This is a genomic window from Microbacterium testaceum StLB037, assembly GCF_008763945.1.
Lineage (GTDB): Bacteria > Actinomycetota > Actinomycetes > Actinomycetales > Microbacteriaceae > Microbacterium > Microbacterium testaceum_G.
Map to the genome: position 1 here is coordinate 1423382 of NZ_VTQH01000001.1, position 22812 is coordinate 1446193.

General features: G+C 63.3%; 19 protein-coding genes. 14 read left to right on the forward strand and 5 right to left on the reverse strand.

Annotation, left to right across the window (positions count from 1 at the left end):
* Positions 1-20: 20 nt before the first annotated feature.
* Genes F9B98_RS06655 through F9B98_RS06665 form a run of 3 tightly spaced genes read right to left on the reverse strand, consistent with a single transcriptional unit; the run spans position 21 to position 3924 of the window.
* On the reverse strand, positions 21-911 hold the full coding sequence (locus tag F9B98_RS06655; protein WP_225310249.1) for a muconolactone Delta-isomerase family protein: 891 nt from the start codon (positions 909-911) through the stop codon (positions 21-23).
* The gene (locus F9B98_RS06660; RefSeq protein WP_150954599.1) at positions 908-2866 is read right to left on the reverse strand and encodes a thiamine pyrophosphate-dependent enzyme; all 1959 of its coding nucleotides are present in this window, start codon (positions 2864-2866) and stop codon (positions 908-910) included. The genes F9B98_RS06655 and F9B98_RS06660 overlap by 4 nt, the downstream gene beginning before the upstream one ends.
* 26 nt (positions 2867-2892) lie before the next feature.
* Positions 2893-3924 (reverse strand): zinc-dependent alcohol dehydrogenase, encoded by a 1032-nt coding sequence (locus tag F9B98_RS06665; protein ID WP_150954602.1) that lies wholly within the window; start codon positions 3922-3924, stop codon positions 2893-2895.
* 350 nt (positions 3925-4274) lie between these two features.
* Here F9B98_RS06665 and F9B98_RS06670 point away from each other — a divergent pair, with 350 nt between their 5' ends.
* The 13 genes from F9B98_RS06670 (at position 4275) to F9B98_RS06730 (ending at position 17854) form a co-directional block, all read left to right on the forward strand.
* Positions 4275-5054: an IclR family transcriptional regulator gene (locus F9B98_RS06670; RefSeq protein WP_191966700.1), complete on the forward strand. Its 780-nt coding sequence runs from the start codon at positions 4275-4277 to the stop codon at positions 5052-5054.
* 124 nt (positions 5055-5178) lie between these two features.
* The gene (locus F9B98_RS06675; protein WP_150954609.1) at positions 5179-6285 is read left to right on the forward strand and encodes a mandelate racemase/muconate lactonizing enzyme family protein; all 1107 of its coding nucleotides are present in this window, start codon (positions 5179-5181) and stop codon (positions 6283-6285) included.
* A gap of 13 nt (positions 6286-6298) precedes the next feature.
* The gene (locus F9B98_RS06680) at positions 6299-7051 is read left to right on the forward strand and encodes an SDR family NAD(P)-dependent oxidoreductase (protein ID WP_150954613.1); all 753 of its coding nucleotides are present in this window, start codon (positions 6299-6301) and stop codon (positions 7049-7051) included.
* A 5-nt stretch (positions 7052-7056) separates the two neighbouring features.
* Positions 7057-7560 carry a VOC family protein gene (locus F9B98_RS06685; protein WP_150954616.1) on the forward strand — a complete coding sequence of 168 codons (504 nt, stop codon included), beginning with the start codon at positions 7057-7059 and terminating at the stop codon, positions 7558-7560.
* 277 nt (positions 7561-7837) lie between these two features.
* Complete coding sequence (locus tag F9B98_RS06690; protein ID WP_150954620.1) at positions 7838-8821, forward strand: sugar phosphate isomerase/epimerase family protein; 984 nt, start codon at positions 7838-7840, stop codon at positions 8819-8821.
* 7 nt (positions 8822-8828) lie between these two features.
* Positions 8829-10019, forward strand: a complete 1191-nt coding sequence (locus F9B98_RS06695; protein WP_150954623.1) for a Gfo/Idh/MocA family protein — start codon at positions 8829-8831, stop codon at positions 10017-10019.
* Positions 10020-10188: 169 nt separating this feature from the next.
* Positions 10189-10971 (forward strand): SDR family NAD(P)-dependent oxidoreductase, encoded by a 783-nt coding sequence (locus F9B98_RS06700; protein ID WP_150954626.1) that lies wholly within the window; start codon positions 10189-10191, stop codon positions 10969-10971.
* Positions 10972-11367: 396 nt separating this feature from the next.
* Positions 11368-12000: a hypothetical protein gene (locus F9B98_RS06705; RefSeq protein WP_150954630.1), complete on the forward strand. Its 633-nt coding sequence runs from the start codon at positions 11368-11370 to the stop codon at positions 11998-12000.
* 226 nt (positions 12001-12226) lie between these two features.
* Complete coding sequence (locus tag F9B98_RS06710; protein ID WP_150954633.1) at positions 12227-13285, forward strand: NAD(P)-dependent alcohol dehydrogenase; 1059 nt, start codon at positions 12227-12229, stop codon at positions 13283-13285.
* Positions 13286-13391: 106 nt separating this feature from the next.
* A complete protein-coding gene (locus F9B98_RS06715) occupies positions 13392-14669 on the forward strand; it encodes an ATP-binding protein (protein ID WP_150954636.1) in 1278 nt (425 codons plus the stop codon).
* Between the two features lie 183 nt (positions 14670-14852).
* On the forward strand, positions 14853-15638 hold the full coding sequence (locus tag F9B98_RS06720) for a fumarylacetoacetate hydrolase family protein (protein ID WP_150954639.1): 786 nt from the start codon (positions 14853-14855) through the stop codon (positions 15636-15638).
* Positions 15639-16186: 548 nt separating this feature from the next.
* On the forward strand, positions 16187-17005 hold the full coding sequence (locus F9B98_RS06725; protein ID WP_150954642.1) for a hypothetical protein: 819 nt from the start codon (positions 16187-16189) through the stop codon (positions 17003-17005).
* 573 nt (positions 17006-17578) lie between these two features.
* Positions 17579-17854, forward strand: coding sequence for a hypothetical protein (locus F9B98_RS06730; protein ID WP_150954645.1), 276 nt, complete (start codon positions 17579-17581; stop codon positions 17852-17854).
* A gap of 114 nt (positions 17855-17968) precedes the next feature.
* On the opposite strand, the gene F9B98_RS06735 is transcribed toward F9B98_RS06730, so the two are convergent.
* Both F9B98_RS06735 and F9B98_RS06740 read right to left on the reverse strand, forming a co-directional pair.
* The gene (locus F9B98_RS06735; RefSeq protein WP_191966701.1) at positions 17969-18589 is read right to left on the reverse strand and encodes a GntR family transcriptional regulator; all 621 of its coding nucleotides are present in this window, start codon (positions 18587-18589) and stop codon (positions 17969-17971) included.
* A 1406-nt stretch (positions 18590-19995) separates the two neighbouring features.
* Complete coding sequence (locus F9B98_RS06740) at positions 19996-21072, reverse strand: ATP-binding protein (RefSeq protein WP_225310250.1); 1077 nt, start codon at positions 21070-21072, stop codon at positions 19996-19998.
* A gap of 341 nt (positions 21073-21413) precedes the next feature.
* On the opposite strand from F9B98_RS06740, the gene F9B98_RS06745 reads away from it, so the two are divergent.
* A complete protein-coding gene (locus F9B98_RS06745) occupies positions 21414-22469 on the forward strand; it encodes a hypothetical protein (RefSeq protein WP_150954651.1) in 1056 nt (351 codons plus the stop codon).
* Positions 22470-22812: the final 343 nt, after the last annotated feature.

Sequence of the window (22812 nt, forward strand, 5' to 3'; positions counted from 1 at the left end):
GTGATGCAAACTACCCAGAATCAAGCGTCCAGCTCCGAAGCATTCGTCAGGGTGTCCCTGATCTTTCTCAACAGGTCGCCAGCCGCGTCGAAATCCGCGGCGCCCGTGCCTGTTGCGGTGAGCGTGGCGACAGTTCGGATCTGTATGGCATCCTCCCCGCCGGGTAGCGGGCGAATCATCGCGGCACGTCGGACGCGCCCGATATCGATTGTCAGCGCCGCATTCGGAGAGGGGTTGCCAGCCGAGTCCAAGCCATTTCGTCCGGAGTGCGACAGGCTGAGCGACCCGGCGGAAGAAACCTCGGCGGCCGCGTTTTCCACGACCAGACGTACGCGCTCGTCAGCGCGATCCGCCGCCACGTCGAGCAAGACACTCGTCAGATCGATCTCCAACGTCACCCAAGGTGCCCCTGTGGTTGCCGGAGCGTGTTGCGGAATCGGGCTCGGCGACTCGTCGAGGCGCCGGCTTCGCATGGTCAACTCGGGCAATTCCGGAAGAGAGACCTGACTGATCTCGGCGGCGCGACCTAGCGGACCACGTCCTGTCGAGCGTGTGCGGATCGGCAACTCGGGGAGGGGCTCGAGCTTCTCCGAATGGGATGCCTGGTTGTGGTGCTCGTCGAGGGTGCGCGGATCGTTGGGATGCTCTTCGAGTTCCTGAATGTCGATGGACATGAATGGCCTGAGCGGCAAGGTGCCGAGGGCTTGGAGCAGCATCTCGCGGTTGGGTGCTCGCCAAACACCAACGTTGGCCCAGCGCCCAGGGATGCGCCAGAGAATCTGGAGGAAGCCCTCGGCGGCAAGTTCGAGTGCTCGTTCGCGCTCAGCTCGCTTGAGCTGATCCACCTCTTCAGATTCCAGATCGCCCGTGTCGACGTCGATGTTGACCAAGAACTCCTGCATGGCGCTCATCGGGACATGACGCGGTTCACCGCGGCCACGATGTCTTTCGCGGCAGGAACGACAGCCGCCTGCAGGGCGGGGGCGGAGGGCATCCGTACGTCCGGGGTGCCCACACGGATGATCGGTGCGGAGAGCTGATCAAAATGGCGATCACTGATGAGCGCGGCAATTTCAGCGCCAAACCCTCCGGTGACGAACGCCTCGTGCGCGATGACGATGCGACCGTTGGATGTGGCCACGGCACGGGCAATCGCCTCCTCGTCCAGCGGTCGGAACCAGCGGAGATCAAGCACAGTAGCCTCGATACCCGTCTGAGCCAGGGTCTCGGCGGCCTCCATAGACGCGGACACCATCGAGCCCCACGTGATGATGGAAACGTCGGAACCGGAGCGTCGTTCACGCGCACCGCCGACGATCTCCGTCGGCCCGGCGAGAGTGACGGTCCCGAGCTCCTGGTACATCGCCCGGTGCTCGATGAGAATCACTGGGTCGGGGTCTTCGACCGCCGCCAACGTCATCGCGTACGCATCCTGGGGGCTGGTGGGCATGCCTACCTTGATGCCGGGGATATGGCTGAGGATCGCCTCAATGCTTTGCGAGTGCTGCGCGCAGGAGCCCGGGGTCACCCCTTGCTGCATACGAATCACGAGAGGGGCGCTTACGGCGGACCGGTTGATGTAGCGCACGTTTGACGCCTGGTTGATGATCTGGTCGAGGGCGACGAACACGAAATCCGCCCACATGATCTCCACGACAGGTCGGAGACCGTTCATCGCGGCGCCGACGGCAGACCCAAGGATGGCACTCTCAGCGATGGGGGTGTCGAACACCCGCTGCTCGCCGAACTCTTTCTGCAGGCCGCGCGTGACGCCGAAGATGCCGCCCGCGAAGCCCACGTCTTCTCCATACACGACGACTTCTTCGCGACGGCGCAGAGCATCCTTCAACGCCTCGTTGACGGCTCGGAAGTACGCAATTTCCTTACCCTCCGCATGACCGCTTGTGGGGGCGGGGAGGTCTGGCGCATACAGGTGCTCGAGGACGTCATCGGGGTCCGGCGCGGAAAGAGACCGAACACGCTCCGAAAGAGCCTTGATCTCGGACGCAACTTCAGCGTCAATCCGCTCGATCTGCTCGTCCGAGAGATTCTCCAGCTCTCTTAGACGCAAAAGCGGGTCCTGCAAACGCGCGGCTTCTACGTCGGCTTCGGGGCGATAGTGCTGGATGTCTTTGTTGTAGTGACCAGAGAGACGAATGGTCTTGAACTCCAGGAGCACGGGACCTTCGCCTGCCCGGCAGGTGCGAGCCGCCTCGGCGACGGCTTCAGCAACAGCGACGGGGTCCTGTCCGTCGATGACGTGGCTCTCGATGTTGAGCCCCTGCCCTCGCCGCGCAAGATGCTCACCGCGTGTGGTCGTGGCAATCGGCGTCATCTCAGACCAGCCGTTGTTCTCCAGCGCAAAGATGACCGGAAGGTTTTGAGCGGCAGCGAACACCATCGCCTCCGTGGTGGCCCCTTGGTTCATCGCGCCGTCGCCCAGTGAGACCAAAACGACACCGTCTCGACCCTGCGCGCGATCCGCCAGAGCAATGCCGGCGCCGATGGGGAGACCCGCGCCAATGATGGAGTTCTCGCCCATGAAGCCGACGTCAGGAGCGCTCAGCATGGGTGAGCCTGCACGGCCGCCGTTGGTGCCTTCCGCTCGCTGCGCGATCTCGGCGAGCACCGCGAACGGGTCTGCGCCGCTGGCCAGGGCCCAACCATGTCCCCGATACGTCGAAAGTACTTTGTCGCCTGGCTGAAGGACCGACATGGCTCCAACCGGGATTGCTTCCTGCCCGAGGCAGAGGTGCACCGAACCAACTACATGTCCGTCGCGTCCGAGTTCGAGAACCTCCTCCTCAAACTGGCGGATGAAGGCCATCCGACGGTAGCTGTCGATGGGGTCATAGGTGTACGGCATGTCAATCGTCCAATCCGAGAGGAGCGTCAGGCCTGCGGCGCGAAAAGAAATTTCACGCCATCGCCGCGTCGTGTCGCGGCGATGACGGACTCCCACTCGTGGAGGGGAGCTATTTGAGTAATGAGGGGTTCGAGCGAAACGAGGCCATCCGCGACCATGCGGATCGCTCGCCGGAATCCTTCTGGAGTGGCGCCGAACCCGGAGGTCAGCGTGAGGTCTTTCAGGCATATCGCGCTGAGGTCAACCGAAATCGGCCCGCCAAACAGGCCGAGCTGGACGTAACGACCGCGTCGCCGCACGGCCGCAAGGCACGAGGAAACCGCGGGGGCGGCGCCGGCGCATTCGATGACAACGTCGAAACGTTCCCTCCGCGACTCATCCGCAGAGCTCTCGGTAACTTCTACCCGCAGCCCGAGGTTTTCCGCTACGGCGAGCCGCCGCCGATCAGCTTCTCGGCCGAGCATCGTGACCTGCCCGCCGTGCGCTCGGGCTACCTGAGCTGCGAAGAGGCCGATTGCCCCCGGCCCGGTCACGAGGACGCGGTCTCCTGCGCTGATGACGGAGGGATCGCAGAGCGCCCCGACCACACACGCAAGCGGCTCCAGAAGCGCTGCCTCCGTCAAGCCGATTGAGTCCGGCAGTCGATGCAGATTGCGGACCGGTACGAGGACGGCGGGGGCGAAGGCGCCATCCACGTGGCTCCCCAGCGACTGTCGGTTGGGGCAAAGGTTCCGATGCCCCGACTGACATGCGTCGCACGTCTCATCGCTACCAAAGAACACCTCCGACACCACTCGTGAACCGACCCAATCCGGGTCGACGCCATCGCCGACTGATACGACGGTGCCGCTGAACTCATGCCCGACCGTGACTGGGGGGTTCACCGCCCACTCGCCATCAGCGATGTGCAAGTCGGTGCCGCAGATCCCAGCCGCAGCAACTGCGACCAGTGCTTGGCCGGCTTGAGCGGGGCCAACCTCGACTTGTCGTAGCTCGAGACTGCCTGCCCCTTCAGCGAACTTCACCAGTGCTGAGCCGGTCAAGGTGTTGGTGCTCAACGGACGCTCATTTCTGCGGGCCTGATCGGCGAATGGGTTCTTCTCGTGACAACGCCGAAGTTCTTGACGAATGTGATGATCAACCCGGCTCCTTTGCCCCTCCGCTCACCCGCGGATCTTCCCGCTCAGATGCAGCGCGTGTCGGATGCTCCTGCGCATCGCTCGCACTTGGCCGCAATCAGGGGGAGTTTATGGATATGAAAACAGCTTCATTCTATGACACAGCGGGTGGGGGAGTGCAACCCTGGGTTGAGCGCAAACAGCCGCGCGCGGCGGCGCTCAGCGGGGTGGGCGCCGGCAGTTGAGCAAGTTCCTCGATTTGATTTCATATACTGCGTAATATGTCGCCCGTGAGCAACGAAGACACAGCGAACGGTGAGCCCCGAAGCCAGACCCGCATTCAGTCGGTGAGCCGGGCAGTAGATCTACTCATCGCGGTGGCGGAGAGCTCGACGGGCGAGACGGCCAAGTCCCTCGCGGATCGTTTCGAGTTGTCGTTGCCGACCACCTATCACCTGCTTACGACGCTGTGGGCGGAGGGTCTGATTTCGAAGGACTCTCAGCGCGTGTTCCAGATCGGGCCGCGAGCGGAGATCATCGCGCAGGCTGTTCAACGTGCTGATGCCGTGCCGCCAGCTCACCGGGCTGCTCTGCATCAGCTTGTGTCTGAGACCTCTGAAACTACTTACCTCGGCGCTTGGCGCGGGGGTACCGTCAAGGTTCTCGAAACCGCGGAGGGAGCGCACGCGGTCCGAGTGGTTGGGCTGAACGACGCTTACGCGGCCGACGATCTCCACGCCCGCGCGAGCGGCAAGCTGCTTCTTGCCTTCAGTTCGCCAGAGGTGAGAGCGGAGACGCTTTCGAGACTGAAGTTGCGTCGTCTGACGCCCCACACCATCACGCGGCGAGCGGATCTGATTGCCGAGCTGGATCGCATCCGAGAGCAGGGATTGTCCTACGACCGTGAAGAGTTTCAGCTCGGCGTCAGCTGTATCAGCGCCCCCATTCGGCGCAACGGTGACGTGGTCGCCTGCCTTACAGTGTCATCCCCGATGCAACGGTTTCCGCACGTAGAGTCCGCCATTCTCGCGGCTCTCGACCGCGCCGTGGCAACCGCCGAGGAGCGCTAGCTTGCTCTCTTCATCAAATGAAGCACGTTCAACATGGACAAAGCTGCACTGGGGTCGCACAATGAGTGAGGCGCGGTCCCGGTAACCTTCCGGGCGCGAACTCAACGAGGAGAGCTCCACCTAGATGTCTGAACGCATCGACCGCATCGAGGCGTGGCAGTGTTCGCTGCCCATGCCGTATGAGCTCCATCTGGGCGCGATCACGTATCGCACGAGGGACTACGTCCTTCTGCGGCTGACGACTGCTTCAGGGGTTGTCGGATCAGCAACTGGATACACCAGGGGCACGCCATTGATGGCGGCCCTCTCTAGTCTCGCGTCAGATGTGACGGCGATGGAGGACATCAGCCCCGCCGCCGTTCACAGCGTTTTGCGTCGACGCTACGCCCCGGGCTGGGGGGCCATGGCGCGGGCAGGATCGCTCATCGACGTCGCTCTGTGGGACATTGCGGCACAAATGGACGGGGTTCCACTCGGCCAGGCACTAGGCGGTGCTGATCACGACGTTTCGCTCATGGCGGTTGCGGGCTACTTCCTCGACCACCGCGGCGTCGGCCCGATACTCGACGAGGTCGCGGAATTTGTCGACCAGGGGTACCGCACCATCAAGCTCATCGTCCCCGGCCATGATCTCGCCACCGACATGAAATTCGTCGCCGATGTCGTCGACCGTCTCAATCCCCAAGTCGGACTAGGGATCGACTTCCACGGTGCCTTCACGACAGTCGACGAGGCGGTGGCGTACGGTTCGGCATTCCGAGACTTCGATCTCGACTTCATCGAGGACCCGTTTCCCAGCTACGAGATAGGGGCCGTGACGGCAGCGGCAAAACGTCTGACGACGCCCGTGGCTTCTGGGGAGGACCTGATGTCCGCGACATCCTACGATCTGCTTGTCGCCGACGGGGTGCGCGTCGTTCGGGCTGACGTCTCCGCCAGCGGTGGGTACACCGAGGTCCTGGCTGCGTCACAGCGGGCGCGCGCAGCCGGAGCGCGGGTCGCGCCTCACGTATGGCCCCACCTGCACTTCCCCCTTGCCCTTGCCGCTGCCGATCTGGTCGAGGTCATTCCCCACACCACCGGCGCAGACCCAATCGATCAGGTCCTTTACGAGCCGTTCCCGATCAAGGACGGACGCTGGAAGACACAGGTCGATCCCGGATTGTATTTGCCCATCGACTGGGCTCGCGCGGCACTGACAGCGTCAGCGTCCTTTGTGAGCACTTCATAGAAGAAGGATCGGTATGCCCGCTTCGACTGCACTTATCACTGGTGGCGCCTCTGGCGTCGGCTTTGCGACCGCACGGCGGTGGCTTCGCGATGGGGGGCGCGTCGCGCTTCTCGATCTCAACGAAGATGCCCTCACGCGCGCGGCGGCCTCGCTCGGCCCAGGCACCGTTTTTGCATCCGCCAACGTCGCCTCCGATGACGCCGTGCGCGACGCCGTCGAGAGGGCGGTGGGGCAGTTGGGGGGATCCCTTGACGTGGTGGTCAACTGTGCGGGCATCGCTCGCCCCGCTGCTGCGGCGGACGTGTCCGATTCGGATTGGTCCGGCCTGGTTGACGTGCACCTCAACGGCACGATGCGCGTGAGTCGGGCCGCCTATCCGTGGTTGGCGCAGTCACCTCAGGCAGCCATTGTCAATGTCTCGTCGGTGGCCGCGCAGGCAGGGATGCCGGGCCGCTCGAGCTATTGCGCCGCCAAGGCTGGGATTGAAGGACTCACGCGTGCGCTCGCCGTGGAGTGGGCGAGTCAAGGGATTCGCGTGAACGCGGTGGCGCCGGGCTACATCAACTCCGAAATGACAGCTGGGCTGATCGCTAAGGGCTCGCTGGATCTCAGCCCCATCATCGCGAGGACGCCGATGGCGCGCCTAGCGGAGCCAGAGGAGATTTCTGGGGCGATTGCCTTTTTGGCCTCGCCCGACGCCTCCTACGTCACCGGGCAGACGCTATACGTCGACGGGGGCATGACCGTCGATGGCAACTGGTATTGAGGGCGATGACTGCACTGATCGCGGGTTGCCGCGGCACGTCTCGCGCGTGGCCCGACGTAGACCAGGTCGCCTATGTTGTTCCGGACTTAAAGAGTGCCGTCGCGGAATGGAGCCGTCGGCTCGGCGACGTTCAGTGGAGTTCGTACACCTATGAGGCCGCGGCGCTGCCTGTGGCCGGCTTCCGCGGAGGCGTGGCCGAGTTCGAGATGAAGGTTGCGCTGTCCAGCACGGTCCCGCAAGTGGAACTGATAGAGCCACTCAAGGGGCCGAGCGTGTACCACGAGTTCATCAGCCGTCGCGGACACGGTTTCCATCACGTAGGCAGGTTCGTTACCGAGGTTTCAGCCTGCGTGCGCAAGCTGAGCAGTCAGGGCATCGAGCCGGCGCAATGGGGAGGGGGTTACGGCATGGACGGGGACGGCGGGTTCGCATATTACGACGCTGGCGAGTACTTCGTCGAGTTCATAGAAGTGCCGCGTCGTCGTCGCCCATCCGAGGCTCTTGTCTAGTCACTTCGAATCAGATCGGCCCGTAAATCCATTGTCTGTCTCCGTGAAGGGATAGCCCCTCTCATGGCCAACTGATGGTTGCGGTCACGTCAGGACTAGCACAGGCCCAACTCATCAAGGGTGTGCTCGCGACCCGTTCCCATCTGCGAGGGCCGGGGTTAGCTTTCATCATGTTGAATCAATTGCATATAGACAAACTGCACCCCACCGCGCATGATGGATAGTGCGTGCTGAATGCGGCATGCTGATGCGACCCTCAAGGAAGAGGACAGGTGTAATGAAACTCGGTATCCTCACGGCGCTCTTCGATTCCCAGCCGTTGGACCAGGTGGCGAGCTACGTCGCCGACCTCGGCTACGAAGCCGTCGAACTCACCACGTGGAATGGCTCAGGGCACTTCGACCTCGACCAGGCGAGCGCAAACAGCCAGTACGGCCGTGACCTGAAGAAGATGCTGGCCTCGCGCGGTCTCACTATCTCCGCCCTGTCCGATCATTTGTCTGCCCAGCAGGTTCTCCCGCCGAATGACGCCAGCTTCGATGATTGGTCGGTAACCACGGACAAGCAGGAGATGTTCGAGTACGGCAGGGCCCATCTCATTCGGACCGCACAAGCAGCCTCCGACCTCGAGATTCCTGTCGTCAACGGGTTCTTCGGATCGACGGTTTGGGGCTCCTGGTACACCTGGCCCCCCAAGCACCTCCAGATCTACAACGATGGCTGGGACCTTTTTGTCGAGCGCTGGAATCCGATCCTCGACGAGTTCGCCAAGCTCGGGGTGAAGTTCGCGCACGAGGTACACCCGACGGAGATCGCATACAACATCACGACCGCCCAGACCGCGGTCGAGAAGTTGAACCGCGACGATTGGGGTTTTAACTTCGACCCGAGCCATTTCATCTGGCAGCAGATCGACCCTGTCATCTTTATCAAGACCTTCGGCAACCGCATTCTCCACGTGCACGCGAAAGACTTCGAGGTGCAGGAGGATGAAATTCGCCGCGACGGCGTGCTCTCGACCGGATCATGGCGGAACATGCATCGTGCGGCTCGGTACCGAGTCGTCGGGTGGGGACAGGTTCCCTGGAAGCGCGTCATCACCGCTCTTCTCGAGGTCGGGTATGACTACGTCATGTCCTACGAGCACGAAGATCCGGTAATGAGCGAGCGAGACGGAGCGGAGAAGGCCATCGACTACCTCCGCCCGCTCATCGTGAAGGAACCGATGAACCCTGAAGCTCAGCACTTCTGGCTCGTGTGAGGCCGCGATGAGTGACTCCACTTCATTCTTCAACCAGGGCAATGCCAAGGGAGCTGCGGGCTCCATTCCGGAAATCGGCATCGGCATGCTCGGCTACGCCTTCATGGGGCGCGCGCACATCAACGCTCTGAAAAAGATCGCTTACACCTACTGGCCCCCACCGCTCATGCCCCGGCTGGTAGCGGTAGCTGGTCGTTCTGAATCGGCGGTGAGCGAAGCCGCGCACCGCTACGGCTTCGAGCGCTCGACTACGGACTGGCGCGACCTCCTAGAGGACCCGTCTATCGGCATCTTCGACAACACCGGACCGAACAACCAGCATCTCGAGCCGACAATCGCCGCCGCTCGAGCCGGCAAGCACTTGATCTGCGAGAAGCCTCTGGGCCGGACGGCCGACGAGGCTTACGAGGTCTGGTCAGAAGTCGAAAAAACCGGTGTGAAAGCGATGACCGCCTTCAACTATCGCTTCTTCCCCGCCGTTCGTCTCATAAAGACGCTCTTCGAAGACGGAACGCTGGGCGAGGTGCGCCACTTCCGAGCGCGATACCACCAAGAGTGGTTGGTCGATCCTGAAAGCCCGACCTCGTGGCGGCTCGACAAGAGCATCGCGGGTTCGGGTGCTCTGGGCGACCTCGGGTCGCACATCATCGACCTGGCTCGGTATCTCGTCGGAGAACCGCAGACCGTGTCGGCGAACATGCACACCTTCACGAAGGAACGGCCCGGCGGTCACGTTGACGTCGACGACGCCTTCGACGCCATGCTCACGTTCGAGAATGGGGCGCTCGGAGTTCTCGAGGCGACACGCGTTGCGCCGGGACGAAAGAACCACATGCGGTTCGAGATCAGCACGACGACCGGCACGGTCATCTTCGACCAAGAACGCATGAACGAGATTGAACTGCATCTGGCCGGGTCCGAGCCCGCAGCGAACGCACAAGGGTTCCGGACAGTGCTGGTCTCCGAGGCGTATCACCCCTACTGGGAACACTGGTGGCCGCACGGACACATGATCGGGTGGGAGGACAGCTTCGTCCACGAGCTCGGGCATTTGCTTGAGTCCATCGCTACCGATTCCCCCGTCGGCCCGCACGGCGCGACGATGGAGGACGGATACCGCGTCGCAGAAATTGTCGATGCTATTGTCCGGGCCTCCGAAACCGGAACGCGGCAGGACATTCTCTTCCGCAGTCTGTAGCCCAAACCGCCACCCCTTGGCGGGTTCACTCCAGTCAACGCGACGAGTGGGCCCGCCGGAGGGGTCGCCGGCGAACAGCGCTCTTCATCTATCTGGACCGATTCACGCGGAACTCGCACAGTACTGAGGACTGCGGAGCGGTCTTTTACGTCCGCCAGGAAAGGCAAGTATGCACGCCACCGACCACCGACCCCGCATCATGATTACCGGGATTTCGCGCGGCATTGGAAGAGCGCTCGCCCTGGCGGCTGCAGACGCCGGCTACGACGTCGCGGGAATTCACCGAGGCACAGACCCATCCGTGTCACAGGAGCTCACCGCGCAGATCGAGCAACGGGGTGTCTCCGCCCTCGTCATGACTGGGGACGCCGGGCTGTCGTCCGACATCGACGCAGCGGCAGAGCGGGTAGTGAGCGAATGGGGTGGCATCGATGTCTGGGTCAACAACGCCGCCCGCCTCTTGGTGCAACCCTTCCTCGATATGAGCGACGAAGACTGGGCCTCGTTGCTGAACTCCAACCTGATGGGCTACATCCGCGGCGCTCGCGCTGCGGCGCGCACAATGGTGAAAGCCGGGTATGGGCGGATCATCAACATCAGTTCCGTCGTTGCTGACCAGCCGCCGACTGAGATGACCGGTTATGTGACTGCGAAGGGTGGCATAACGGGCCTCACCAGAGCTCTCGCAGTGGAGCTGGGCCCCCGCGGTGTGACGGTGAATGCGGTTGCGCCGGGCGCGACCGAGACGCCGTTGAATACGGAGGCGTGGACGGACGAGGTCCGGGACACCTACCGGGGTCGTATCCCCCTGGGCCGGATCGCCACCCCCGAAGACGTCGCCGACGCGATCCTCCTCGTCGCGTCCGAACAGTCGCGTTATATGACGGGACAGGTCATCGCTGTCGACGGAGGGCTTCTGCTGAACGGCTCCGTGGGGCATCGGAAGAACTAGGTCTCCTAGTCTTCCCGCCACCGTTTCCAGCACCGGGGTACTCCGTTGACCAATCTGACACTGTCCACACCGTTCGCCACTCTGCGTCTCGCGCCCGACCGTGGCGGCGAGGTGACCTACTTCGGGGGCGCGGATGGCCGGAACGCTCTGGCATACCACCAATGGGATGCTCCTCTCCCAGCTGACGTCGGACCGTCGTACGGTTCGAGTGAGTTGGACTGGCTATCGAAATATCGGGCAGGCTGGCAGTTCCTTTTTCCGAACTCGGGAGCGGAGTCAAGCGCACTAGGGGTTCCGGTAGCGTTCCACGGCGAAACCTCGCTAGCTCCGGTGAGGGTCGAGCACTCCACCTCGACCTCCTGCACCATCCGCACCACCGCACGCCTACCCCTCGAGTTGACTCGCACCATCTGGCTGGACCAAGACGCGCCGACCGTCCACGTCGAGCAGTCCGTAACCAACGTCGGAACTGTCGACACCCCGTTCCTGTGGGGCCATCACCCCACCTTTCCCGCCATCCCCGGCGCCCAGGTCGACGTGCCCATAGGTGCCGCCGTCTCCGTCGAACCCGCAACACCAGGCGACCTCACGTCAACCGATTTCTCATGGCCCCTGGCCAGAAATAGGACGGGCGCGCAGATCGATGTGAGTTTCCTCCCGCATGAGCCGGGCGTGCGTTTGCTTTACCTGCACAAACTCACTGCCGGGTGGACTGCACTTCGCAATCCGCCTGGTGCGGACTCGCCCGGCGTTGCAATCAGTTGGGACGTCGCCGCCCACCCGTTCCTCTGGCTATGGCTGCAGAACGGCGACCCCGGCTTCCCCTGGTTCGGTCGGGCGAGAATGATCGGCCTTGAGCCACAACGGGCGTGGCCTTTCGACGGGCTCGCGGGGGCCGTCTCACGTGGCCAAGCCGTCGTCGTCGCGCCAGGTCAGACGGTTCACTCGTGGTTGACCATGACGCTTCTTTCCTCTGAACTTCCCGAAATTACTCACGTGGATCGAGAGGGCCGCATTTCGCACGGTTGAGCAGGCAACATCTCACGTCGTGTGTGATCACATTCAGGCGGGCGGCCCAGATCTCTGGCCGGAGTATCCAGCCGGTGATCGATGCACAGGTTGGCCGCAGGCGAGTTCATGCCGTTCGCCTGGTTGACGCGCAGCTTGGGGCGAGCCCGTAGTGAGGCTTTACGTGTGGTGCTACAGTATGAAACACTTTTCATAACAATGAAGTAGTTGGCGACGAGGGAGTCCCATGGAAACGATGCAAGCGTTGGTTCTCGCTGAGGTCGGCAAGGTCGCGGTGGTGGAGAAAGGCATCCCTGAGCCCGGTCCCAACGACGCAGTGGTCAAGACCACCAGAGCGATGGTCTGCACCTCAGACATCCATACTGTCGCCGGCGGTATCGCCGTGCCGAATGGGCGCACCCTCGGCCACGAATCCGTGGGCGTTGTTCATGCCATCGGCTCAGCAGTCACCGGCATCGCCGTAGGTGATCGAGTCGCCGTCAGCGCTATCACTCCGTGCTTCGAGTGCCACCCGTGCCAAACGGGACACACTTCGCATTGCGAAGGCATGCTCGGGGGCTACAAGGCTACGGGCGCGCGTGACGGGAACATGGCCGAATACTTTCTCGTCAACAACGCTCGAGGCAATCTCGCCCTCATCCCCGACGGTGTAAGTGATGATCAGGCTGTGTATGTCACAGACATGCTTACAACCGGATTGATGGGGGCCGAGAATTGCGAGCTGCGATTGGGTGAAACCGTGGCGATCTTCGGCCAAGGACCGGTGGGCCTGTCGGCAACCATTGGAGCGCGTCTCCTCGGCGCCGGTCGGATCATTGTCGTGGAGTCCGTTCCGGCCCGACAGAACCTCGCTCGCCAATTCGGGGCGGACGATGTTGTCGACTACACGCAGGGCGATTCGGTGCAGCAAATCCTTGAGCTGACGGGCGGAGAAGGTGTCGATGCCTCCATCGAGGCTCTCGGGGCGACACAAACGTTCGACTCCGCTTTCCGCGTGTTGAAGCCTCGCGGCAGACTCTCCAACATTGGTTACCACTCCAGCCCCGAGCCGCTGCCCATCGACATCGCTGCCTTTGGTCTGGGTCACGGAGACCAAAAAATTCGCGGCGGCCTCTGTCCCGGTGGGAGCGAGCGCATCGGCCGTATCCTCCGGCTGATCGAGGGAGGACGCATTGACCCGACCCCGATGACGACTCACACCTTTGCGTTTCGCGACGTCGAGACGGCGTTCGATCTCATGGGGACGAAAGAAGACGGCATCATCAAGCCGCTCATCACTTTCTGAGCGAGGGTGCGCAAGGACGCCTCGGCCGGCCATTCTCGGCCGAAGCCACGATCACGTGCTGATTCGGGTGCGACGGGCGCGCGACTCACAGAGGAAAGGTAGAGCATTGCCGAACTGGCGCATCCGCGATTACCACGCCGAGGATGTCGACGGCATCCTGCGGCTTTGGGAGGAGGTCACCAGGGGAGGTATCGAGCCGGTCTATAGCCTCTCTGAGGTGCTGACATCCTGCGCAAAAGACCACGCCGTGGTCGCCGTCGCTGGCGATCAAGTTGTCGGGGCCGCCATCGGTCGAACCGCGCATGCGCAGGGGTGGGTGGTCTTCCTCGCGACTGCGGTCCACGCACGTCGGGAGGGGATGGGGTCGTCCCTGCTTGCAGCTTTGGAGTCGCGAATGGCACCGCAGGGTATCTCCAAGCTCTCCGCACTGATGCCCGCCGCAGAGACACGGGTGGGGGTGTTCCTCCAACAGGGCTTCGAGCTGAAGCAGGACCTGCACTACTTCGAGCGCCGCATTCCCGTACAACGTGAGGAGCTTCGACGACTAGCCGAGCTTGGCGGGCGCGTCCTTCCTCGTGGACTTTGGGACGACGTACGCGGAATGGGTAGCGAGAAAGAACTGCTCGAACGGCGCGTCGTTCTGCCGCTCGCACAGACGGAGCTCGCGGATCGGTTCGGAGTCGTGCCGCCTCGAGCGATTGTGCTGTTCGGCCCACCCGGCACCGGAAAGACCACATTCGCGAAAGCAATCGCGTCCCGTCTGGAGTGGTCGTTCGTTGAGGTCTTCCCTTCACGACTCGCCGCGCACCCGGGGGGCCTCGCCGGGGCGTTGCGCGAAACGTTTGCTCTGATCGCGGAACTCGAGCATGCGGTCGTTTTCATCGACGAGGTGGAGGAGATCGCCTCTCACCGCCAGGGGGAACCGCCGTCTCCAACCCAAGGGGTGACGAATGAACTGCTGAAAATCATCCCCGCGTTTCGCGAACAGCCCGGACGCCTCCTCATCTGCGCAACCAACTTCATCCGATCCCTGGACGCCGCGTTCCTGCGTCACGGGCGTTTCGATTACGTCATCCCCATCGGCTTGCCCGACCCGCAAGCCCGTGACGCAATTTGGAGTCGGTACATTCCCGACTCTGCTAAAGACATCCACGTCGTTCGGCTCGTGGAGATGACTGAGGGATTTTCGCCTGCGGACATCGAGTTTGCTGCACGTAAAGCCTCGCAGTCCGCACTCGAGGAGGCTGTGGACGATGCGGATGACAATTCCCAGGGCCCGCGTATGAAGCACTACCTGAGTGCAATTGCGGGGACTCGTGCAACAGTCTCGGACGAGGTTGCCCGCGACTTCCTCGACGACATCGAGACGGTCGGCAGGCTTTGAGACAGCTGGGTGGCTGCCGACTCATCGGAAGGCTGGCTTGTACTTGCCCTCGAGCCGAAGCGTGCCCCGACCATATCGACCGTCGCGGACGCGATCAAGTACGCCGCCCGCTCTCACTCACGCCCTGACGCCGGTGTCCGTTATCAAGTTGGGCGACCAGCTCCACGGCTGACCGGAGACTACATGTTGACGAAGAACCAGGTCGAAGCTCTCGCCGCGGAATTGGTCGAGGCCGACCGCAAAAGAGGAACGGTCCGGCGCATCACCGCGCGATACCCCAATGCCACGGTCGAGGATTCCTACGCCATTCAGACGACGTGGAGTGAGTGGAAGGCTGCAGCCGGACACAAGATCGTCGGGCACAAGATAGGGCTCGCTTCCGCAACCACGGAGGACATGACCGGGATCACCGATCCGAACCACGGGGTCATCTTCGATGACACCATCTTCGACTCGCGTATCCAGATCGATAGCGAGAGGCGTTCGGACGTACGCGTCCAAGTTGAACTCGCATTGGTTCTGAGTACCCCCCTTCAGGGCCCTGACCGCACGGTCGACGACGTACTCGCGGCAATCGGCTACGCCGTACCAGCCCTCGGAATCCTGAACTCAAGCATGGAGGTTCGAGGCCGCACCAGCGTTGACACCATTGGCGCCAACGCCGACTACGGCGCCACCGTCATCGGAACCACCCGGATGCGCCCCGACGAGATCGACCTTGACTGGATACCCGGCGTGCTGTGGAAGAACGGAAAAGTTGTCGAAACCGGTGTCTCGGCCGGCGTCGTGGCGAGTGCAGTCAGGCGCGTCGCTTGGCTAGCGAACAAGCTCGACCAGCACGGATCGCGCCTAGAGGCCGGCGACCTCATCCTCGCAGGATCTTTCACTCGGCCCGTATGGGTCAACGGCGGCGATGACCTCCTCTGCGACTTCGGGCCGATGGGAGAGGTCCGGTGCCGGTTCGTCTGAAGCCCGCCGTCTCGCGACATGCTCTTCGCGGCCCGACTTGCGAGACGGGACCGAGAACCGACGCCCGGAGCGAACACGCACCGGTTGTGTCGTCTACTGAAGTGTTCGCACGGCCCGAGCTGACCATCTACGGCTGGCAGCAACGGCGCACGGGCGAGGTATCTTCTCGTTGCCCAATGTCGGCCGAGCGTTGGTCGACGCCGCCTCCGGTGACGGCCCGCGGCGACATGCCGATAAAGGCTCAATTAGACATGTCTAACGGTCGAGAACACCTGACAAGCGGGATGGGCCGGGCTACCGTGGTCAGTTACCCCTTGCCGTTCCAGGCCGAGAGGGAAGTCGAGAGGCGGAGGATGTGATGCGCCCGCGTCGAGTCTGGATTCACTCGCTCCGTGTCCATCGTCCGGACAGTTCGGCAGACCAGTGGGCGACGGGATGAGATTGTGACCGACGGTGGACGTCATCGGCGCAGAGTGGATCTGACACCTGAGGACGCGGCTCTAGTCAGTTGGGCCGACAGCAGTTGTCCCCCTTCCCTCCAGCCACTCATGGAGCGACTGAACCGTACCGGGATCTCGACGCTGGCTGTGAACCAGGGCTGGTGGCCCCTGCTCAGGCGGGTGGACGCCCAAATCGCCGCCCTCGAACCGCGGTACCGGGTGGTTCGGTTAGGCGCGGAGCTGGGGGTGCTCGATCTTGCAGTCCATCCGGACGATCTCAGCGAGGAGGTCGAGAACCTCGTCGACGAAGCCCAATACGAATCGACGCGAACTTGCGAAATCTGCGCAGACCGCGGGCGGGCCTACCGTCAGGGTGATTGGCTCATCACGCTCTGTACTGACCATGCCCGCGCCCGAGGAGCTCGACCGGCGCGGACCGATGCTGACATCTCGGACGCCGTCCCCAAGCCCACAGATCGCGAGCTCGCGTTCGCCCTCTCTGCCGGAATACCCGCCTCGGCGTTCGCAGCGCAGGCCCGTCGCGAAAACGAGATCTACCTCCAGATATCAGCGGACGCCGACGAGGCAGAGATGGCTTCCTGGCTGTCCACCGCAGGGGTTGCGCGTCTAGCGGGCCTCACCTCCGCTGAAGTAAGTGGTCTCCGCCGGCGGGGTGAGCTATTTGCGGGCCGTCGACGAACTGGTCGCTACGCGTTCCCGCGCTGGCAGTTCGACATGCAGAACAGACCCCTCGTTGGTTTGAGGGCCGTCCTCGCCGCGCTTGGCGACGAAGACCCCATCAGCGTCAGCATCATGATGACCACCCCGCTCGAGGGGCTCGACGGTCTCGCTCCCGTGCAGTGGCTGGCGAGGGAGCGACGGGTTCAGGCCGTCACTCAACTGATGGACGAATGGCAGTGGACGTGAGCGGCGCCGCCAGTCACTTCACGGCGACCCCTCGGGTCGCCCCGGTTCCAGCGATATTTCACCTCGCGACCGGCGTTCTGACTTCCGCTCCCCCGGCCCCCTGAACACGGCTGAAAACCCTGCACGTCGGCGGGCTAACGCTGTGAGTGTGGACGACGGAGTCAGCGCGCGAGACCTCTGGAACTCCATCGTGCCTCCGCGGAGGGTTCCGCTCGAGGCGCCGAGGACGCGTCGTGGCAGCGCTACGACGCCCGCTCGTTCCGTTCCACCGACCCGGCAGCCCGACCGCCCCTTTGTTGTGATTCTCCTTGCGCAGGTTCCACGTAGTGGTCGGGGATCACGGTTGTGGCGGTGTTGCCGCCGTGAACTCCGCCGCACCGACGATGGCCCGCATTATCGTGTTGAACACCGCGGGACTTTGCTCGGCTGGGCGACAACGGTGAAAGTCGCGGGCGAGCGGTTGCACCGGGCGATCATCTCCGAAGGCGTACCGGCCGGTCGTATCAACGGCAGCTGGCATGCGGAGGAAACTGACGCGTTGCGGGCAGCAGCCCGCTCGTGAAGGAGGGGTGAATGGTCGACGGGGTGACGGGTGTCGAACGTATCGTAAGTGCGCGTTACGCCGAGCTGCCCGACGATGCGCGGCGGGCGTGGTCAGCCGTGGGCATTAACGTCCGAGTGAATGCCAACCTGGAATTCGTACTGACCGATGACACGAACCCCACGTTGAGGTACGCAACTGTCAGGGGCGGCATGTACTTCGGCCTCAGCTGCTATCTCCAGGAGCTTCTCGACGCGCCCGACGCGGACGCATCGCAGATCCGTCATAGTCTGATCAGCGCACTTTGATAAGCCGACCCGTCGCCACGGCCACCATTCCGCCACAGGGCGCTTGCGGCATGAACGCCGCGGCAGCCGTAAGCTCGATGCCGTGCCCCGCGTCTGCGCGCGCGAGTTGTCACGCTAGCTCGGGTCGCGGCCGTCGACGCCGTAGAACTCTTTAGGGTGCTCCCAAAGAGATGCCGCTATCAACTCCTGGATGTGTTCCCCTGTGAGCTGCGCGGCTCGTTCTCCCGTCGAGGCCTGCACAGCCTCGACAATCTGGCGATGCGCCACATGAAAGGCGTCGGCGTCGACGAGGTGCTCCGTGAAGCTGTCCTCGTCTTGTTCGAGGCGGGCAAGAACCAACGCATGAAGGACGCCGACCGGCTCGTGTGACAGAAGTCCCCCAAGAGCATGATGAAACGACAGGTCGTGCTGAGCGTTCACAGCGTCTTCCAGGTCGGAGAGATCCGTGGCGAGAGCTGCGAGTCGAGCTACGAGAATCTCTTCCAGTCCCCCGAGGCACGTCCACAGCTGCTCGAGGAGCTCAGGCGAACGTTCGGGCACCGCAACACCTCGATTGGGTTGAGTGGCGAGGAGCCCCTCTGCTCGGGCGCGCACGAAGGCTTCGCGGACGGAAGCGCGGCTGCGGTTCAAAGCGGCTGCGAAGTCCTGCTCGCGAAGTGGGGTGCCTGGGGGGAGGCCGTCGCGCAGTACACGTCGCACCTCGGAATAGACCTCATCTGCAGCAGACGTTCTCACGTGTCCCCTCTCGCATCGCGATTCCATTTTGCGTCACCGGCGGTGGTTGACCGTCAAGTGGGGGGGGGGGGGGGGGGGGCGAGCCGACGCGCGGCGCGCATCGTCGACACCGCTTTCCACGCCCATGACTGCCCCGTCGACGGCCTCCGAGGTCGCAACGGCATTGTCGACAAACAGTCGCGCGTTGTCGACAAGAGGGCGCCGCCACCGTGCAGGAACATGTAAGCATGCTTTCTAGCCAAGGTTGACCAGCTCTGCCAAGGTCACCTTGGCGCCATCTAGCCGCGTGATTCCGCGGCTGGAAGGAGGGTTGCCAAGGTTGCCAAGGTAGTAGGTAATTCATGAGAAGAAAAAGAGAGAGAGATAGAGATAGGGCCCCCAGCTCTCTCTTTTTCTCTTATGGATACCTACACCGCACTTGTCGACCTTGGCTGGAGGGCCGACTTTCCCGTGTTTGTGCGAATCCGTGGAGTGTTGAACCTCGGCAGGCGCCTTGGCGTGGGCTGAGCGAGCTTGGCAGGCGTCCTCTGCCCGCACCCAATCCGCAGTGGGTCCAGGTAAGCGACTGGTTCGGTTCAACAAGGTGGTATCGCGCGCGCATCATCCGTCACCGGCGGACAGCGAACGCGGGTCTGACGCGGCCCCAGCTCCGAACCTCCGCCGTTGAGCGTGCTAGGCGGTGTGGGACTACCCAGCGCAGTCGGGGCAAGTGCGGGCGACGTGACGAGGAAGTAGCTAGTCGCCGCAGGGTAGGGGACGTGATGTTCATCCTCCGCCTTCTCGCCGCCGTTATGTGCGAGATGCTGCGTTCAGCCCGCCTCCGCACGCCACCCATGGCGGCCACGGTCGCGCACGGCTTCGAAAGCCGCGCCAGCGTGCTCCGTGGGATTCAGCTCATCCGGGACTCAGCGGCGTCCCCCTCGGTCGCGGTCGGCCCCTGCGCCACGGTATATGCCCTCGCAGATGTCGTGACGGCTATTGCCTTTGCGCGTTGTGCGTCTAGTCACCGGCGGGCGGCTATGCGGTCCGATACGCCCGCCTCGCGGGTCGGCGCGGGGGCGAACCGGTCAGTCCTCGCGACCCGCGGGTCTTCGCCAATCTCGTCCGCGAACCTCGTGAGAATCGAACCTTCCCGTCGGAGTCGGCGCGGCGGCGTCGAGCTGAGGGCCTGCAGCTGCGGAGGTGCTTCAGCGCGAGGGCGTGTTTGTCCGGTGGCGAGGGGTGCTGTTGACCGCGACATCGGGCCGGGTGGATCGAGCGACTGCGGGGTGGGCCTCGCGGGTGCATTCGCTGCCGCCGTGCGCCGCGCCCGGCAGGCGTGCCGGCCGCGATGTTGTCGGGCGTCGAGAACGCGGACCTCCCGTGTCCTCGGTGTGGTCCAAAGGTGTGTCGAAGGCGCCGGTGGCTCAGGCTGGCAGGTCGGAAGCGGGATAGGCGGCCCATCCGTCGTCGTTGCGTTTGTCGCTTCCGTCCACAGTGAGCTGGCGTCGTATGTGCGCGCCCAGGTGGGGCAGAGTGAAGCGAACGTAACCGCGGCCGGCGGTCGGGACGTAGCCGCTTCGGAGGAGGCCCTTCTTGTAGACCTGCACGTAGGCGTCAGACACGCCCATGCGTTTGACGATGTCGGCGATCTTGGTGCGGTCGTAGTCGTCTTGAGACATGGCATCGAGGAACCGTTGGTCGACGCTCGAGAGGTCGCTATAGACCCGGCTGAGGACCCGGCTCTCGACCGCCCCGATGGCTTTGTCTCGCACGGCGGTCGCGTCAGCGACGGTGATAGCGGAATCCGAGGATCGATGCCGCCAGGCATAGTCACTAGCGAGCTGCACGAGATACGGATAACCCTGGGACAGGGAGACGAGCTTGTCGAGCGCATCCTCTTCGATGGTGCGGCCGCCGAGTCGCGCGGTGTCGAGGAGCACTCTTCTCGTTTCCGGTGGCGACAGTCGCTCGAGCTGGAGTGTTCGGGAGCGGCGAAGGAGGGCTGAGTGCGCTCGCACATTCAGGGCGGCGCTATCCACGTGCACCCCAGCGAAGACGACCATAATCTGAGCGCCGTCTTCGATGGCGTGCGAGACATCGAGAACGAAACTGCTGAGTTCGCGGAGCCGAACCTTGCTGGCTGAGACCTCGTCGATTGTGATGAGGATGCCCGAGGACCCGTCGAGTACGGCGGACAATGCGACGAGATCGGGGCGCAGTCGCGGCTTCACCGGACGATGGCGGTCGAGACCAGTGACCTCGGCATCGACTTTCCGAAACCCCAGCTCGCCAAGGCGCGCTCGATACTCCGGTGTCCGCTTGTTGACGAGAGACTGGATGGTCGACCTCGTGACGCCTGCGCTCGCGACATCGCTGATGACAAGCCACCCGGCGTCGCGCGCGCCGTCTCGCAACGTAGACAGGAACGACGTTTTGCCGATACCGCGGAGGCCTGACACCACCACGAAGTGGTTTTCGCCGAGATCGACGGTGTCGAACATTGGCGGAGCTCGTTGAGCTCCTCCCGGTGGCCGCCAAAGATGGGGGGCTTCTTGCCATAGCCCGGAGTGAACGGACTCGGTGCACTCGCGACCACTTCGACCTCCAGAATCATATTTTCTGTGTTCTATTCGGGATGGATCTTGAGCCAGCTTGAGAGCCGGCAATCTGTCAGATCCCACCTGCGGGGCGCGCCCGGCATTGACTTGGCGCCTTGGGTGACGAAGCGCGGTGAGCCCGACGCCACCGCCGATGTGGCCGCGCTGCGCGCGGGTTGCGCGACGATTCCCGTGACGTGTCTACGGTGAGATGCTGATGAACTCGAACCCGGGGGGAATTCTCGATGCAAGCGCTGACCACTATTGCCTGCGATGAGTCCGCATCCGAGGGCGAGAACCTGATGCGCAGTCGCCACCCCGTTTTCGTCCACGGCAGCGTCAACTTATCGCAGGAGGAGGCTGAGAACTTCTTGGCGATGCTTCGAGCACTCACCGGGATCAAGGCTCCCGAGCTTAAGTCGCGATTCGCGCTCGAGCCGAAGCATCGCTCGCGCCTGATGATTGCTCTGGTCGCCCTCGCGGATACGGCAAATATCTACTTCGTTGAAAAGTCGTTTTTCATCGTCGCCAAGATGATTGCTCTTCTACCCGCAGAATACGCCGCTCGGAACGGCCTCGATCTTCATTTCAGCGGGCTCGGGCGCCTCATGGCCAATACGCTCCACGATGGCGGCAGGGAGGCCATGGGGGAGCAGCGATGGGCTTCGTTGCTCGACTCGTACAACAGCGTGATCAGGACGTATCTTCGCGCTGGAGACGTGGCGCCGACCGTGCATCCGTTCTTTGAGGCGCTACGGGATGCGCGCGCCAACTGCGGCGAGGGTGAGGTGAGGGAGGTCTTGGATTTCATTTGGGATGCGCGCCATATCACGCACCATTACGAGGGGATGAGCAGCGTTCAGATCCGTGAATTGGATCCGATGTTCCCGTCGCTCACAACTGTCGCTTCTACCTGGGATGCGCGTCTCGGCGGCGCGCCATTTGAATTCCTCGCGGATAATTACAGCGGTTTGGACGAGACGACCCGTTCAACCATCATCGAGATGGTGCGGGATCCTTCGTCAATGGGTGTGCCGTTGCCGTCGGCGGCGCTGAAGGCGATTCGTCTGACAGATTCGAAGGGGGATCCTCGCGTGCAGGTCGCGGACATCGTCGCCGGGGTTGGACGTGAAGTTGCGGGGATGGCGTTGAACCGGGTCTTCGACGACCCGCTCCAGCAAGTCGCCTACCCGATGCTCGACCGAAGCATTATGACCTCCGACGCCTCGCCGCTTGCGAAACTCGTGCAGAGATCGCGGCGGGTTGCCCATCCCACTGGGGGCTACGGTCACGACCGATGAACCACCTCCCCCACTTCGACTACCCGGAGCGATGGTGAGGAAGGCATCGACGAGACGGTTGTCGACGGCGTTCAGGGGCTCAAGGGGGGCGAAAGTGCTCCGCGCCGCGTGACCGCACGGAGCCCCGGGGTTCAACGCCATAGGGGGAGTGTACGAGCGCTCGCGCTGGGTATAGATCATCAGGCTGGGCGTCGGTCACTCGCGCACCGTGCCGGCCACCGCACGGCCGCTGGCCGATGAATCACGTTTGTGCGGCACTTTTGAGACACCAGACGTCGCCGTCGCAACGACACGGAGATGCCCGGCGCGAAGCGGCCGTCCGGGGCGTGGAGCTCCAGAGCCG

Bases quoted from the DNA above. Each gene is read 5' to 3' on its own strand.
- F9B98_RS06740 (WP_225310250.1), bottom strand. From the start codon at position 21,072: ATGTTCGACACCGTCGATCTCGGCGAAAACCACTTCGTGGTGGTGTCA.
- F9B98_RS06720 (WP_150954639.1), top strand. From the start codon at position 14,853: ATGTTGACGAAGAACCAGGTCGAAGCTCTCGCCGCGGAATTGGTCGAG.
- F9B98_RS06745 (WP_150954651.1), top strand. From the start codon at position 21,414: ATGCAAGCGCTGACCACTATTGCCTGCGATGAGTCCGCATCCGAGGGC.
- F9B98_RS06700 (WP_150954626.1), top strand. From the start codon at position 10,189: ATGCACGCCACCGACCACCGACCCCGCATCATGATTACCGGGATTTCG.
- F9B98_RS06725 (WP_150954642.1), top strand. From the start codon at position 16,187: ATGGAGCGACTGAACCGTACCGGGATCTCGACGCTGGCTGTGAACCAG.
- F9B98_RS06690 (WP_150954620.1), top strand. From the start codon at position 7,838: ATGAAACTCGGTATCCTCACGGCGCTCTTCGATTCCCAGCCGTTGGAC.
- F9B98_RS06685 (WP_150954616.1), top strand. From the start codon at position 7,057: ATGACTGCACTGATCGCGGGTTGCCGCGGCACGTCTCGCGCGTGGCCC.
- F9B98_RS06730 (WP_150954645.1), top strand. From the start codon at position 17,579: ATGGTCGACGGGGTGACGGGTGTCGAACGTATCGTAAGTGCGCGTTAC.
- F9B98_RS06675 (WP_150954609.1), top strand. From the start codon at position 5,179: ATGTCTGAACGCATCGACCGCATCGAGGCGTGGCAGTGTTCGCTGCCC.
- F9B98_RS06655 (WP_225310249.1), bottom strand. From the start codon at position 911: ATGAGCGCCATGCAGGAGTTCTTGGTCAACATCGACGTCGACACGGGC.
- F9B98_RS06660 (WP_150954599.1), bottom strand. From the start codon at position 2,866: ATGCCGTACACCTATGACCCCATCGACAGCTACCGTCGGATGGCCTTC.
- F9B98_RS06695 (WP_150954623.1), top strand. From the start codon at position 8,829: ATGAGTGACTCCACTTCATTCTTCAACCAGGGCAATGCCAAGGGAGCT.
- F9B98_RS06710 (WP_150954633.1), top strand. From the start codon at position 12,227: ATGGAAACGATGCAAGCGTTGGTTCTCGCTGAGGTCGGCAAGGTCGCG.
- F9B98_RS06680 (WP_150954613.1), top strand. From the start codon at position 6,299: ATGCCCGCTTCGACTGCACTTATCACTGGTGGCGCCTCTGGCGTCGGC.